Source organism: Psychrobacter sp. P11F6 (assembly GCF_001435295.1).
Taxonomy (GTDB): domain Bacteria; phylum Pseudomonadota; class Gammaproteobacteria; order Pseudomonadales; family Moraxellaceae; genus Psychrobacter.
On sequence record NZ_CM003594.1, the window covers coordinates 2,747,576 to 2,762,361 of the forward strand.

Below are 14,786 nucleotides of genomic sequence, written 5' to 3' on the forward strand. Positions count from 1 at the left end.
ATGTCGCTTAGTATATACTGGATTTATTGTGTGCTAAGGTGCTCAATGATTGCTTTGCTCACTTAACGTTCTGCCCACAATGGCATTATTTAAGTGGCACTATCTAAATACTTGTTTACTTAAAACTTATTTGCTTAAAATAAGAGCTCTCACCCATTTATTGTGCTTAAAACTGCTGACGAATGGTAATGACTTGATCGCCGCGTTGCACCTCTATTTGCGCCTCACCTGATTGCTGTACCTGTTGCAGCACACTAGCATCTTGGGCAGGATTACTACCCACGCTTTGACCATTAACCGTTAGCACTTTATCACCTGGCTCAAGCCCTAGGCGATTACGCAGCTTTGCTGGCATTGCAGGTGTTACTTGATAGCTTTCCCCTGCTGCCATAACCCCCATCCTACTCAAATAACTGGCGGGGTTTTCTTGCAATTCTGTGACCGCTTCATCGATAGCAGATTGCGAGCTACTGTCACTGCCTGTCGCAGCGGACGCCTCCTCAGTATTTTGTGTAGGCTGAGGGGCATTAGGCAACATGCTGTTCTCTGGCAAGCGCTGATTACTGACGGCACCTGCGATCATGTCACTTTGGTCTAATGGCATCGCGGCTGGCATGCTAATGACGGTTTGCTTGTCACTGGCATCAGCGATGACAACCGAGTTCCAGTCGACAGCGACAAGGGTAAAGCCACTGTCTTTTAGCGCATCACCGATTCGATAGTTTTTCACTTCACCATTGACATCCAATAGTGCCGAGGACATGCTCTCTGGCATTGCTAACAGAACCCCTTTTAGATTGACATTGGGCGGTGGCTGCACTGCTGCTGCAATAGGATCAGGGTCTGCAAAAATAGCAAATAATCCACTATAGTCCTTGCCAGATGCCGATGTGTTTTGCAAAGGCGCTGGTGGCAGCATCGGTGCCAATGGTGCGGCGAGCAACAACCATAGTAATCGAGCCGCTGTCCAACATAACCAAGCAACAGCCAATAATAATACCCAACCTGAGAATCGATTAAGGGAGTTAAGCACAGGTTTTAAAGTTGTAGAAACATTCATCATCTAGCGTGTCCCCAGCCCATTTAGCAACGGCTGACGCACACTGACAACTGGCGTATCTTGGGGTGCTTGCCCTTTATACTCAGGCATACTTTCTAATAAACGCTGCGTCAAACTGACATCCAACATATTATCGCCATCGATATATAAGTCGCCCAAGCGCTTATCTTGATTGTTTAATAAATTGATATGGAGCAGGTTTTTATTGTTTTTTTGCTCGGCACTTAACTCAGCACGCATCGCAGGCATAGTCAGATAAAAAACTTTGCCACCACTAGGATAACCTATCTCACCGCCGACCCATGTCAACTGACCATCCGCTTGACTAAAACCAGATGATTTTTTTGTTGAAGCATTTTCTGCTGCAGCACTTGAGCCAGACTGACGGCTGAGCGAAACATTATTGACCTGAATCGGTGTATTGGGCAATTGCCAATCAACCAAACTTGCCAACGTCTCAGGTGCTACCTTGCCGCTCATATTATCTACTTGCCATGAGCTGGTGCCTATTTTTACTTGTCCATTGAGGCGAGTTTGTGCTGAAGTGATATCGACCTCTGCACTTATCTTACCCAATAACAAATGCCTTGGCTGCCACGACCATTCTGCCGTACCTGTGAGCGGTTTGGCTGCTAAAGGCATCTGCCAGATAACGGAGCCTTGCCATAAATTACCCGACACATGCTGTACATAAGGCGCTTCGGGAGCATACTTTTCAAGCAGCCACGCCGCTGGCATTTGCAATACAGCAAATAATGCAAATAATACAAACCCAACCAGCCACCACAGCTTACGAGGGCGCTTATAAGACGACGCAGATACTTGGGGCACGGTTGCATAACTCTTATATAAGACAAAAACGTCATTATCATAACAAACAATGGCATACAGATGACAGAAAAAAAGCCAGTATCTTTTTACCAAAATAATGGCAATAAAGATACTGGCTTTTATCAGCTTCTAAGACGAAAGGACTATCACGATCAAACGCTATGATTGCACACAAATCATGAGAAACAAGCCCAATGATCAGAGTAGATGTAACATGGTGCTTGTTCAAAACAGGACTTATTTAAACAAGCTCTTATTTAGACGAGCGCTTATTTTAAATAGCCTTTAATAAAAATTGTACCTTGCTAAATCTAAACCGACATCATCTTGTTAGCCACTACACTATTAGATGGCAAAATCTTCGATACTACGACCTGCTGCTAGCGCTTCAACCAACCACGTTGGCTTGCGACCACGACCAGTCCATGTTTCTTCGTTGTTGTCAGTATTGCGATACTTGATGCTGCGTTTTTTCTCTAGCGTTTCACCAGCTTTTAGAATTTCTTCGATAGAGGCATTGCTGTCTTCTACAATTTTCTCAAACTGCATATAAGCGTCATACAAACGCTGATGTTGTTTTTTGGCAATAAGCTGCTGAGCATTTTCAGTGATGGCACGTAGCTCATCAACGTTCAGGTTTTCTAAATCAATGGCGGTATTTTTGCTCATAATAAATCCAACTGTAAGATAAAAAATATAACCTTAATAGACATTATTCACTATTAAGGACTAAGAATGACCTATTCATCATTAAATACAACGATGAATGTCACAAATCGATATTTTTTCAACCAAATAAAATATTGTTAGCCACAATACCTAAGGGCGTAGATAATATAAACAAAAAACCTTGCTATCACAACAGTAGATTATTATATCTTCTATAACAAAGGTCAGTGAATAGTAAAATCGGGTAAATAAAAAACCACTATTTATTTAATAGTTATTCGTAAACATAAATTCATTAAAAATAGCGACCAATTTATATATATACCTACCGATTAGTTAAAATCGCCATTGATTAATCATGCTGATCGCTAAGCTCATTCATCAAATTATAGGCTGCTTCGGCGCTCAATAAATAGGGATTAAAATCAATCGTTGTCGAATATTTTAAATAAATCGCCGCATTTTTTTCAGTCGGGGAAGCATAATTCATAGACCATTTAGACCATGCTCGATGCTTTAACTCACGTGTTTCAATAACCTGTAAGTCATGATGACGCGGATCAGCAATTAAACTATATAACAGACGATTGATCTGTGCTCTTGGCCCTTCAATGGTTTGCAAAAAATAATCTTTATTAAACGTCAGCATACCAGTGATGCCATTGGCGGCATTATTTACTTGTGCTTGCTGCAAGATTTCGTTGAAGTCGTTGGCCGATACATCTGGGTTGGCACGGCTAGCGTATGTCATGCTCATCAAAATGTGTGCATCTTCCATTGCTGATGTCATATCTTATCTCTTGTAAAATGTCATGGGTGTGATGGTTCTTTGCGTTTATAAACGTCAGTCAATTAGCCAATAGAAAACCATGGTTTCTTCTTTTTGGCGGCGCTCACTGCTTCTTGCTCTTGAAGGTCTGATAACGTCTCAATCAACATCATGATTTGATTGGTGTTCATCAAATAAGGATTAAACTGAGTACCTGTCGAAAATTTGAGCGCAAGTCCTTTGTTTTCATCGCTCGGAATCAAATACTTCATTGACCATTTACTCCAATGGCGCAGCTCTACTTCACGGCATTCGATGACTTGTAAGGCATGATGCCGATCATCTTTAACCAGTTTTCTGAGCAATTCATTGATGACGGGTCTCGCTCCTTCAATACTTTGCAAAAAATAATTGTGATTGAACACCAAAGCACCCGTAATACCATTGCGCTCATTATTTTGCTGAGCTTGTGTCAGGATGCGCGTTACTTCACCTTTAGGATTGTCGGTGTTATAACGGCTAATATAAGTTAAACGTAAAATAATATGCTCGCCATGATGCATTTTTAGGCGATTTAATTCTGAAAGCTCAGCTGATTCCACAAAACACTCCAATTAGTTTGCTAAATTTTTCACCTATCACCACCCAGCTACTGTCTTTTATAACCGAGTATTTGTGGTATAAGTCATTTTTTATAAAATAAATCGCGTATATATTAACGTTGAATTTTTTTGATAAAATCATTCATGCCGCGCGATAAATTACTGCTACTGGTGCTCTGTATTTCTTTGACCAAGCTCAATAATTGCGAGCTATCCTTGCATTGTTCTAAACTCAACAAGTAACCCCAAGCTTCTACTGGTGGGGCGTTTTTTTCAATATAGTTGGCCAACTCTGACTTTATCGTTTCGTAGCTCGCACCAGACAACCTAGCCTTGAAAATACTACTGATTGATTTCTTGCCTAATGCTGCCATTTTATTGAGACCTTTATCATTAAAGGTGCGATCAAACTCTGTCTCAATATTTCGTTCAGACGACGATGCTTGAGACTGATAAGCCGTCGATGCTTGCGGCGCAGTGAATGTTTGGGAGGCAGCATTATCAGCGCCCACTATCTCTATGCACTCAAGCCCTAACAGCAACTCAAATAGTGGTGCAACACCGCCAAAATCGGCAAACATTTTGCTACGGTCAAGCGTATCAAGATAGCTTTGATACGTGCGTTTGCCATCGATCATAATAAGCAATGTTCTCGCTTCACGCGGCAATATGCCGAGACTCTGAGATTTAATCTCTTCTCTGCCCAAATCAGTTTTTTGAAACACATCACCATCTTTCATTCTTTGTACTCAGCACTAGCAGTAAGGTGGGCACTCTTATAGTCAATTGATTATAAAAGCGTGACAGCTTTAACCTTTCAAATTGAACCAACCCTGTCCTAAGCAGTCGACCAGATGAATTTTTATTATTTCAGCCAATAAACAGTCAAATTTTGACTTTTTATTGGTTAATAAAAATCACTTTAAATCAAAGCCCCACATTTAATATTGTTTGAATTATTGATTCGAGTGGATTATATCAACCCATTTAATAAACCGTTAGCATTAATTAAATCCAATAGAACAGACGGTCTATATAGGATATGAAAGGTAGTTTTCATAAATTTCAATATAAAATTTGATAAGATAATGAGAATAAAAAAATCGATAAACTCAATGAGGCAGGCTACTGTTTATCCGCTTTATCTTCTTACTAAATCGTTTACTAACCAATAATTAATTTTCTTTTTTTCGAATAACTATCAGGGCGCAACTATAAAAACCAACAAACGTTTTACTTTTTTAGCGAGATCATATAGCAATTGATAAAATCTATCTTTCTTAACGTGCTCACTCTCATCCGACTTTTATGGGCACTATAGAAAATTTATTTTTTTAAGTCATTTATCACTAGCCATAAAAAGACCCTGCAATTGCAGGGTCTTCTATAGATTACTCTTAACAGATAATTCTAAGGTATATCCTAGAACGGAATATCATCATCGACAGGACCGTCTGGCATTGCTGTTGGCTTTGACTGTGCAGGCTTTTGCGCAGGTTGATTAAACTGATTCTGCTGAGCAGGTGCGCCTTGATTGTTAAAGCTGTTTTGACCACCTGACTGGTTATAACCGCCTTGCTGTGCTGGCTGATTGTTTGCTTGCTGACCAAAGTTGTTTTGATTGCTTTGACCACCTTGATTGCCATAGCCACCACCTTGACCCTGATTTTGACCGCCAAAGCTATTATCACTTTGACCACCAGTCGCACCATCTAGCATTTGCATTTGCTCAGCGCGAATCTCAGTAATATAACGGTCTTGACCATTGGGATCTTGATATTTACGGGTACGCAAACTGCCTTCGATATAAACTTTACTGCCTTTACGCAAATACTGCGCGGCAATTTCACCCAAACGATTAAATAGAGAAATACGATGCCATTCCGTCGCTTCTCTTTTTTCGCCACTTTGCTTGTCGGTCCACTGCTCTGACGTTGCAACCGAGATATTGGTCACACTACCGCCGTTATTAAATTGACGTGCCTCAGGGTCTGCTCCAAGGTTACCGATGATGATAACTTTATTAACTCCGCGCATGATACCGTCCTTTTACTTATGAATAATTTTATGAATCGCTTTAATGACTGTGCAGCTAAGCGCATTCATTAATGATTTTACTGTAATCAATTTTTATTGGAATATCTACAAGCTATCTATTAAAGACGACAATCTATGTCGTCTAGATATATATTATAATTTTTGGGTTTAAAAAACCCTGATATTGCTATTTTGCCATTTTATTAAGCGAATTAATACTATTACCAGTTACTGACTTATCAACTCACTCTGTCCTTTAGAAACTTATTTAGAATCATTGCTCTCGTTATTGCGATGCATACTCAAGGTGACGCTACCCAGCTCTACACCAAATTTTTTCATCACTGAGCGATTGAGCATGACGTCTTTATCGACTAGATACATCCAATCATCAAAATTAACTTTGTAGGTTTTATCCTCAACGGGTAGCTCTAACAAGTAATTCCAATGCAAGGTATTGCCAACCACTTCCCCTGTTGCCTCGCCAATGACATCGCCTGCTGTGCCTTTCCAGCTACCATCAGCTTGTTTGGTCAGTCGCCAGATACGCTGTGATTTTGACCCATCTGCCCATGAGAATTTTTCATCTAAAACGATGACATTATCGCCTTCGTGAGTGGCATCAATATCGACGTAAAAGCGTTTTTTGACCTCGCCATTGCGACCTTGAAACATGCCCCAACCATCGATTTGACCTGAGAAGAACTCATGCATATCGAGCGTGGGCGTGCTGTGCTGATAGGCCTGAATGTTTTGTGTGGCACAGCCTGAGAGTAGTAACGTGGCTGATAGACCAAGACCTACTGCCAGTTTGGCCATTACTCGAGGCGCAACATTTTTCCTAACACCACCAGACAACATCGTAAACTTACTCATATTAATTCCTTTTAAATAGAGATAAAGATTTAGCGTTCACTTATTAATAATGGCTGTCTATCTAGTCGTTGTCTATACCCTTTGTTAAATATCTAGCGGACTTTGCGCCAAACTCGATAACTGCATGCGCGAGTCATCTGTCAATTGTGTCTTGTCTAGCTTGAGATAGGCCACTTGCTCTTTTGCCATCACGACCAGCTCATCCACGCCATCTACCGCCAGCATTTGCCGTGACCAGTCTTGGATATTGATATTTTTAGGAATAGTGACGGTCGTACTTGATAAATACGGTGGCTGAGCAATCGGAATGATAATGAGTAGTGCCACGCCCATAATGACGGCTAAAATTCCCCACGCCAATAGGTTAGGTTGATTCAATAACAACCCGCCCATTGCTCCACCGACAAACGCCCCAAAGAACTGGCTAGATGAATTTAGCCCCATCGCTGTCGCTTTATTGGCGACTGGGGCGCGCTTAGATATCCACGAAGGAATCGTTGCCTCAAGCAAGTTAAAGCCCATAAAGTACAGAAGCAAACCTAATATAATACCAACACCAACCTGACTACCAATGGCTAATATCGCTAAAGCAGCCGTCATCAGCGCAATCGCGCCTAAGAATACTTGACGCATTTTGTGTTTCTTTTCAGCGATGATAATAAAAGGAATGGCGACGGCAAAACCGATAAATAATAAAGGCAAATAAACCAAGCCTTGCTGACGTACCGACAACCCCATCACTTCATTAAGCTGATGCGGCAATATCACAAATATCGCCGTCATGGTCAGATGCAGAGCAAAAATACCGATATGTAGGCGGTTTAAATCGCCGATTTTGAGGACGGTCGCTAATTGTTGACCAATCGATTTATTGTCTAAATTGTGTTTAAGCACTCGTAGCGGTGTCGGCACAAACAACAATAACAGCATCGCCAATACGGCAAAGCCTGAGGTCAACCAAAATAAACCAGAGATACCTAGCGAGCCAACCAATAACGGACCAAAGGCAAAAGCAAGCATAATAGAAGTCGCGATAGTCAAGCCCATCGTCGCCATCGCTTTGGTACGCATTTCTTCGCGCGTCACATCAGCCAATAATGCCATCAATACTGCAGATACCGCGCCACTACCTGCCAGCGCCCGACCAATGATAACCTCGTAAATATCAGTCGCATTTGCCGCAATGATACCGCCTATGGCAAATAAGATCAGCCCTAAAAAGATAATCGGCTTACGCGGGAATTTATCCGCAGCCAAACTCATGGGAATCTGAAATATCGCCTGTCCCAGTCCATAAATACCGACCGCCAAACCAATCAAAAACGGCGTCGCGTGCGCATAATTGTCACCATATACAGAAAACACAGGCACAATCATAAACAGACCAATCATCCGCAAAGCAAATATACCACCGACCCCGAGGATTGCCCGTTTTTCTACGCTATTCATACTTGCCTCACTGGTTCGTCATTGCTGATTTATCACTACTGCGCTGCTTGTACTATTGTGATGCTATCAAGACTTTAGCTACAAATTAAGCCCACTAGTATAAGACATTCGCCGTTTGCGTGCCGAGACTTTTGTCTTATGAGTGCAGCCTCCTATACCTTCTCGACCCAAGCCATTCATATTACGCGATTATTTTGTTACCAACTGCATCGGATGCGCAATCACACCTTGAATAATGCGGTCGCCATGACAATAAAGTAAGGCGTCATAAATATTATTGCTCGTCAGCTAGAGCGATCGCTTAGATGACAAACTCCTCTATAAAATGACATTTTGGTCAAAACCATGACAAAAGATGACTACTACTTAACATTGATTTGATTTAGATTTGCTTAGTCCTACGAAAATCAATTGCCTCAAAGGCTGTAGAATGAGAAAACAGCAAAATGAACGCCAAGCAGTATACCGCTCAGCAATTATAAAAATTAAAACAGTAAATTAGGCATCTATAGCTCTCACTTCATCAACGTATGAACACTTTATAAAAATATTATTTATAACCATATTATAAACTTACAAAATATTCACGTTTTTAACCAACCATTCTATTGATCTGTATTTAGCTTTTAATTTGAGATATTTTCAATCCCCTTTTAGCAAATAGGAAACCTAACACCGATGGCACACGAGTATATTAAGGTTCGCGGCGCACGCACTCATAATCTAAAAAATATCGATTTAGACATTCCACGCGACAAGTTTGTGGTGATTACTGGTTTATCAGGTTCTGGTAAATCGTCATTGGCATTCGACACACTTTATGCCGAAGGGCAACGTCGTTATGTCGAGAGTCTATCGGCGTATGCGCGTCAATTCCTCTCGCAAATGGAAAAACCTGACGTCGATAGTATCGAGGGCTTATCCCCTGCGATTGCTATCGAGCAAAAATCGACCAACCATAACCCACGCTCAACGGTCGGGACGATTACCGAGATTTATGACTATTTGCGTCTGCTCTATGCGCGTATCGGTACGCCCTTTTGCCCTGAGCATGGCGAGCCAATGGTCGCGCAGTCGGTCACTGAAATGGTCGATCAAGTCATGGCGTTGCCAGATGACACCAAAATCATGATCTTAGCTCCAGTGATTCGTGAGCGTAAAGGTGAACATACGGTTTTACTTGAGCAATTAATTGGTCAAGGATTTGTACGTGTGCGTGTCGATGGCGATGTCTACGATACTGACGAGCTACCGACACTCGATAAAAAGAAAAAACATACCATCGAAGTGGTGGTTGACCGCTTTAAAGTCCGTGATGACTTAGGTAACCGCGTCGCTGAAAGTCTAGAGACGGCGCTACGTCTAGGACAAGGTCTGGTCACGCTGCACTTTATGGATGGCAATCCAAAAGAAGGCGGCGATGACAATCAAGTCATGTCAGCCAAGCATTCATGCCCTGTGTGTGATCGTGCCGTACCTGAGCTTGAGCCACGTATGTTCAGTTTTAACAACCCATATGGCGCTTGCCCAAGCTGTGACGGTCTTGGTAAACGTCAATACTTCGCGGCTGAAAAACTGATTACTCATCATGAAAAATCGCTCAATCAAGGGGCGATTAATGGTTGGGATAAACGTCATGCCTACTACTTTGGTTTGCTCTCTACCGTCTGCAATCACTTCAAAATTGATATGGATGCGCCGTGGCAAGATCTGACCAAAGTGCAGCAAGACCTCATCATGCAAGGCTCTGGTAAAGAGAAGCTGACCTTTAACTTTACCGATGAGCGCGGTCGTAAAACAAATAAAACCGTATCATTTGAAGGGGTGCTGCCTTATTTAGAGCGCCGTTATGCCAAAACTCAAAGTAACCTTGTCCGTGATGAGCTGGCTAAATATTTAGCGGATACCACTTGTAACGTCTGTGATGGTGCACGCCTCAATGAGATTTCACGCAATGTCCGCGTTGATGACCAAACCATCGCTCAAATCGTGAAGTTGTCTATCGGTGATGCGGCTGAATATTATAAGACTATTAAAATTAGCGGTCATAAAGGCGAAGTCGCGGAAAAAATCTTTAAAGAGATTAATGAGCGTCTAAACTTTCTCGTTAGTGTCGGACTTGATTATCTATCCCTTGCCCGCTCTGCTGAAACCCTATCAGGCGGTGAAGCACAGCGTATCCGTCTTGCCAGCCAAATTGGCGCAGGTCTGATGGGCGTGATGTATGTACTTGATGAGCCGTCCATCGGTCTGCATCAGCGCGATAATGATCGCTTGCTCAAAACCCTAACGCGCTTGCGTGATTTGGGTAATACTGTACTGGTCGTTGAGCATGATGAAGATGCGATTCGGCAAGCGGATCACGTCATCGATATCGGTATCGGCGCAGGTGTACATGGCGGTCATATTATCGCTCAAGGTACGGTCGATGACATCATGGCAAACAAAGATTCGCTAACTGGACAATATATGTCTGGTAAGAAGAGAATCGAGATTCCAGCCATTCGTCATAAAGCCAAAACGACCGATATGGAAGTCAAAGGTAAAGCCAAACCCAAACAAGTTCCGATGACGATTGAGCTAAAAGGTGCCTCAGGTAATAACTTGGATGATGTAGATTTGACCATTCCCATTGGTATTATGACTTGTGTGACTGGTGTCTCAGGTTCGGGCAAATCAACTTTGATCAACCGTACCTTAATGCCATTAGCAGCAACCCAGTTAAATAATGCCTCAACGCTTATCGCTGATAAACATGAGAGTATTAGTGGTCTTGAGCATTTGGATAAAATGGTCGATATCGATCAAAGCCCGATTGGTCGTACGCCGCGCTCAAACCCAGCGACTTATACCGGTGTGTTTACGCCGGTACGTGAGATGTTTGCCCAAACTCAAGAAGCGCGTGCTCGTGGTTATAAGCCGGGCCGCTTTAGTTTCAACGTCAAAGGCGGACGCTGTGAGATGTGCCAAGGTGATGGTCTTATAAAGGTTGAGATGCATTTCTTACCTGATATGTATGTGCCATGTGATACCTGTGAAGGTAAGCGCTATAACCGCGAGACCTTAGAGATTCACTATAAAGGTAAAAATATTGCCGATGTCCTAGATATGACCGTCGAAGATGCCACTGAATTCTTCTCAGCCATTCCAGCGATTTATCGTCGTCTGCAAGCTTTGATGGATGTTGGTCTTAGCTATATTCGTTTAGGTCAGTCTGCGCCAACGCTATCAGGCGGTGAAGCGCAACGTGTCAAACTGGCGCGTGAGCTTGCCAAACGCGATACGGGACAGACGCTCTATATCTTGGATGAGCCGACCACTGGTTTGCATTTCCATGATATCGATAAGCTGCTGCATATCTTACATGCCCTACGCGATAAAGGTAATACCATCGTGGTCATCGAGCACAATCTTGACGTCATCAAAACGGCTGATTGGGTGATTGATCTTGGCCCTGAAGGCGGTAAAGGTGGCGGTATGATCATCGCTGAAGGCACACCTGAACAAGTAGCTGAAGTCACAGAATCCTACACGGGGATATTCTTAAAGCCGATGCTAGAGCAAGGCATGAAAGAAGTCAGCTAATACAAGTTAGTGAATAATTGATAAAAGGCCACTCTTGATAGGGTGGCCTTTTTTATTGGCTAATATAAGGCTTTGTCCAATCTGCACACTATATATCTTTCTTAAGATATCAAGATATATAGCGCGTTGCGTTACCTTTCTTAATCTTTATTAAAGATACTTAAACGTTGATTGTATTAATATTTAAAGGGTTAGATATGATGCGTAGACGCATACGATATAGAAATATCTGGTTAAAAACTGGGTAGCAAGCAATAGCACTTACACATTGACACAGCTAACCCCTATCCTATCCCTAAAACTCTCAAGGACTTCTTATGAAAAAACTACTGTTCATTGTCTTAGCATCTACTCTTGGCATTAGTGCCTGTGCGTCAAACGGTACATCAAATGGCTCAAACGATCGCAACCATCAAAGACCTGCTATGTCAGCAGACATGAAACAAGCCATGAATGATTGTGCTCAACGAGTTGGCGTAAAAATGAATAAAGAGAGTCGTCCAAGTAAAAGCGATATGAAGAAAATAGATTCATGCATGAGTGCAAAAGGGTTTGAGAAGCCTGCAGGCCAAGGTCGTCACTAATAACTGGTATTTGTTAGATGATCATTGATGAAAGGCCACTCTTTAGGGAGTGGCCTTTTTTGTTGGGTAGGAGTTTTATTTTGGTGTTAATATAATCGTTAATTTAAGAACATATGTAAGGCAATAAGCAATGGCAAATGTAGAAAATCTTGAGAAACGATTTTTAGAGCTTGTCGATACTAAAAAACCTTGGGCTATTGCACTGACTGGCGAATGGGGAATTGGTAAGACTCATTTTTGGAAAGAGTTTTACAAGAAAAACCATAAAGATTTAGGAGTCAGTAAATATTCTTATGTTTCGCTATTTGGCGTTGATTCAATAGATGCTTTGAAGTTCGAGATTGCACTTAGCACTCATGCTACTACTCAACAGAAGGACTACGCTACTGGACTAAAAAGCATATTTAAGAAAGGATTGGATGCTATAGACTTACCAAAAATTGAAGGTACAGGTGTCACTTTGTCTCTCGGTAAAGGCTTAATTAGCAGTGCCATTACCAGTATTATTGGAGACACGTTGATTTGCATTGACGATATTGAAAGGCTATCTAAAAACCTAGACATTAAAGATGTGATGGGTTTAGTAAATCATTTAAGCTTAGAAAAAAACTGTAAAGTAGTAGTGATATTACATGAAGGTAAAGCAGACAAAGATTTTATAGAATATAAGGAAAAAGTGTTTGATGAAGTGTTAACTTTAGATAACTCACTATCTATCATCAAAGAGATAATCATAAATAATGAGCTTTTTCCTATATATGAAAATTTTTATCAAACTATGGACATCAAAAATATAAGGTTTTACCAGCGAGTTGAAAGAACTTTCAAAGCTATACTAGATAATTCAGACGATGACCTGTCTTTCACTAGTAAACAACAAATTTTGGAAGCTCTTTTAATTATACGTATGGCTCATGATATGCCTTCTACTTTTGACAATACTATCGATTTCGATTTCTTTGTGAAATCATTCAGCTCACCTAAAGTCGATGAGCTTCGTGGTTATGACTTTGATCTTGCATTCAAATTAGATGAAAATAGATTAGATGATGAAGAGAAAGTTGAAGTAGCAAGAAAATTCAAAGTAATGGATGATGTTATTTCTCAGTTTTATAGCTACTTTGAACTGTCAGGCTGGAATAAAATAATAACAGACTTACTCATCAACTTAGATGCAGAAAGTGATGTTATCGAAGAATTAAGTCGATCAGATAGACTCACAGAAACTCAATTAGAAAGCGATAGAGAAAAGCAAGATTTGATGGCTGAATATCGTAATTTAAACTCAGATCAAAGCTTCAATCAGAGACTGTTTGACAATATTAAAGATAGAATAGACAGAGAAGCATTCCCTAATTTAAGCTTCCATTATAATATACTCGAAAAAAATGGTTCTTCTGAGTTAGCCAACCAATTTGAAGAGTTAGTGAAACAATATATAGAAGAGAGAGTTAAGAAAGGACCAGAAGAGTGGTTTATAGGAGATTATTATCTTAGAACTCCAGTAACTCCCGATATTTTTTATAACTTTCTTTTGCAAACAATTAATGATCAAAAAAAGGGACTGGCTCTAAATACTGATGCTAGTACCCTATCCGAAATTTTTATGCGATTTTGCAAACATGGAAATGATAGTGAGGATTTTTTTGAAGCTATACAAAAGATTAGTAAAGAAAATTTCAGTTCTGTTGTTTGGCAACCGCTTGATGATGGAATAGATAGAATTAGATATATTCGAGAATTGCTAAAACACCCTGCTTTTAAAGTTGAGATTGCCAAATTTAACAACGAAGATAGAATTGATACAGCGATTTGGCATTATCAAGAGCTGGTAAATGCTCAAAAGCCATTTGCTTTTATCCATCAACCAGTTATTATTCAAAGCAAGTTAAATGAAGTTAAGCGATGGACTCTAGAATTGCTTCAAGAAAGAAGTGTAGAAAAGCCTAACAGCAAAGCAGCTATCGAGCATCTTTTAGAGCTTACGAATAACTTAGATAATGTGTAATAGTAATACTAAATAGTCGCCTTGAGACGCGGTTTAGCCCGGATTGTAGCGGTTATCCTGCTCAATTGAACGAGTTGCGAGGACTAGGTTTTGGATTGGCTACGCGGAGCAAGAGACAGAACAAACCGTAGCCCTCGCCTCGTATCAGTGAGTAGATATGAGCGAAAAGCGGGATTGGCTCCAATATTTAGCTGTTAGGTCTTGTACCTCAACGCCAACCTACTCGACACCCAATATCCAGACGTCACATAAAGTCCAAATCAGCCACCTTTAGATATTTCACTGCGAAAAAAGGCAAGTCTTTTGACTTACCTTT

General features: G+C 41.0%; 12 protein-coding genes. 3 read left to right on the plus strand and 9 right to left on the minus strand.

Annotation, left to right across the window (positions count from 1 at the left end):
* Nucleotides 1-166: 166 nt before the first annotated feature.
* The 9 genes from AK822_RS11300 to AK822_RS11340 form a co-directional block, all read right to left on the minus strand.
* Entirely contained in the window at nt 167-1,063 is an 897-nt protein-coding gene (locus tag AK822_RS11300) for a type II secretion system protein N (protein WP_060491718.1), read from the minus strand.
* Nucleotides 1,064-1,891, minus strand: coding sequence for a type II secretion system protein N (gene gspN, locus AK822_RS11305; protein ID WP_060491719.1), 828 nt, complete (start codon nt 1,889-1,891; stop codon nt 1,064-1,066). It lies immediately after the preceding gene.
* A gap of 345 nt (nt 1,892-2,236) precedes the next feature.
* Nucleotides 2,237-2,560: an H-NS histone family protein gene (locus AK822_RS11310; RefSeq protein ID WP_060491720.1), complete on the minus strand. Its 324-nt coding sequence runs from the start codon at nt 2,558-2,560 to the stop codon at nt 2,237-2,239.
* 352 nt (nt 2,561-2,912) lie between these two features.
* Complete coding sequence (locus AK822_RS11315) at nt 2,913-3,350, minus strand: BLUF domain-containing protein (protein WP_060491721.1); 438 nt, start codon at nt 3,348-3,350, stop codon at nt 2,913-2,915.
* 62 nt (nt 3,351-3,412) lie between these two features.
* Nucleotides 3,413-3,931 (minus strand): BLUF domain-containing protein, encoded by a 519-nt coding sequence (locus AK822_RS11320; protein WP_228139021.1) that lies wholly within the window; start codon nt 3,929-3,931, stop codon nt 3,413-3,415.
* A gap of 113 nt (nt 3,932-4,044) precedes the next feature.
* Nucleotides 4,045-4,656 (minus strand): hypothetical protein, encoded by a 612-nt coding sequence (locus tag AK822_RS11325; protein ID WP_157292416.1) that lies wholly within the window; start codon nt 4,654-4,656, stop codon nt 4,045-4,047.
* 697 nt (nt 4,657-5,353) lie between these two features.
* Nucleotides 5,354-5,968, minus strand: a complete 615-nt coding sequence (gene ssb / locus AK822_RS11330; RefSeq protein ID WP_060491723.1) for a single-stranded DNA-binding protein — start codon at nt 5,966-5,968, stop codon at nt 5,354-5,356.
* A gap of 264 nt (nt 5,969-6,232) precedes the next feature.
* Nucleotides 6,233-6,844 (minus strand): DUF3833 domain-containing protein, encoded by a 612-nt coding sequence (locus tag AK822_RS11335; RefSeq protein ID WP_087945642.1) that lies wholly within the window; start codon nt 6,842-6,844, stop codon nt 6,233-6,235.
* An 84-nt stretch (nt 6,845-6,928) separates the two neighbouring features.
* Nucleotides 6,929-8,293, minus strand: a complete 1,365-nt coding sequence (locus AK822_RS11340; RefSeq protein ID WP_060491724.1) for an MFS transporter — start codon at nt 8,291-8,293, stop codon at nt 6,929-6,931.
* Nucleotides 8,294-8,971: 678 nt separating this feature from the next.
* Between AK822_RS11340 and uvrA the strand changes: the two genes are divergently transcribed.
* The 3 genes from uvrA to AK822_RS14930 all read left to right on the plus strand — a co-directional run bounded on the left by uvrA (nt 8,972) and on the right by AK822_RS14930 (nt 14,470).
* Nucleotides 8,972-11,878: an excinuclease ABC subunit UvrA gene (gene uvrA / locus AK822_RS11345; RefSeq protein WP_060491725.1), complete on the plus strand. Its 2,907-nt coding sequence runs from the start codon at nt 8,972-8,974 to the stop codon at nt 11,876-11,878.
* Between the two features lie 317 nt (nt 11,879-12,195).
* Nucleotides 12,196-12,462, plus strand: a complete 267-nt coding sequence (locus tag AK822_RS11350) for a hypothetical protein (RefSeq protein ID WP_060491726.1) — start codon at nt 12,196-12,198, stop codon at nt 12,460-12,462.
* 130 nt (nt 12,463-12,592) lie between these two features.
* Nucleotides 12,593-14,470 carry a P-loop NTPase family protein gene (locus tag AK822_RS14930; RefSeq protein WP_157292419.1) on the plus strand — a complete coding sequence of 626 codons (1,878 nt, stop codon included), beginning with the start codon at nt 12,593-12,595 and terminating at the stop codon, nt 14,468-14,470.
* The last annotated feature ends 316 nt before the right edge of the window (nt 14,471-14,786 follow it).

Coding starts and splice junctions, on each gene's coding strand:
- AK822_RS11300 (WP_060491718.1), bottom strand. CDS start 1,063: ATGATGAATGTTTCTACAACTTTAAAACCTGTGCTTAACTCCCTTAAT.
- AK822_RS11310 (WP_060491720.1), bottom strand. CDS start 2,560: ATGAGCAAAAATACCGCCATTGATTTAGAAAACCTGAACGTTGATGAG.
- AK822_RS11315 (WP_060491721.1), bottom strand. CDS start 3,350: ATGACATCAGCAATGGAAGATGCACACATTTTGATGAGCATGACATAC.
- ssb (WP_060491723.1), bottom strand. CDS start 5,968: ATGCGCGGAGTTAATAAAGTTATCATCATCGGTAACCTTGGAGCAGAC.
- AK822_RS11335 (WP_087945642.1), bottom strand. CDS start 6,844: ATGAGTAAGTTTACGATGTTGTCTGGTGGTGTTAGGAAAAATGTTGCG.
- AK822_RS11340 (WP_060491724.1), bottom strand. CDS start 8,293: ATGAATAGCGTAGAAAAACGGGCAATCCTCGGGGTCGGTGGTATATTT.
- uvrA (WP_060491725.1), top strand. CDS start 8,972: ATGGCACACGAGTATATTAAGGTTCGCGGCGCACGCACTCATAATCTA.
- AK822_RS11350 (WP_060491726.1), top strand. CDS start 12,196: ATGAAAAAACTACTGTTCATTGTCTTAGCATCTACTCTTGGCATTAGT.
- AK822_RS14930 (WP_157292419.1), top strand. CDS start 12,593: ATGGCAAATGTAGAAAATCTTGAGAAACGATTTTTAGAGCTTGTCGAT.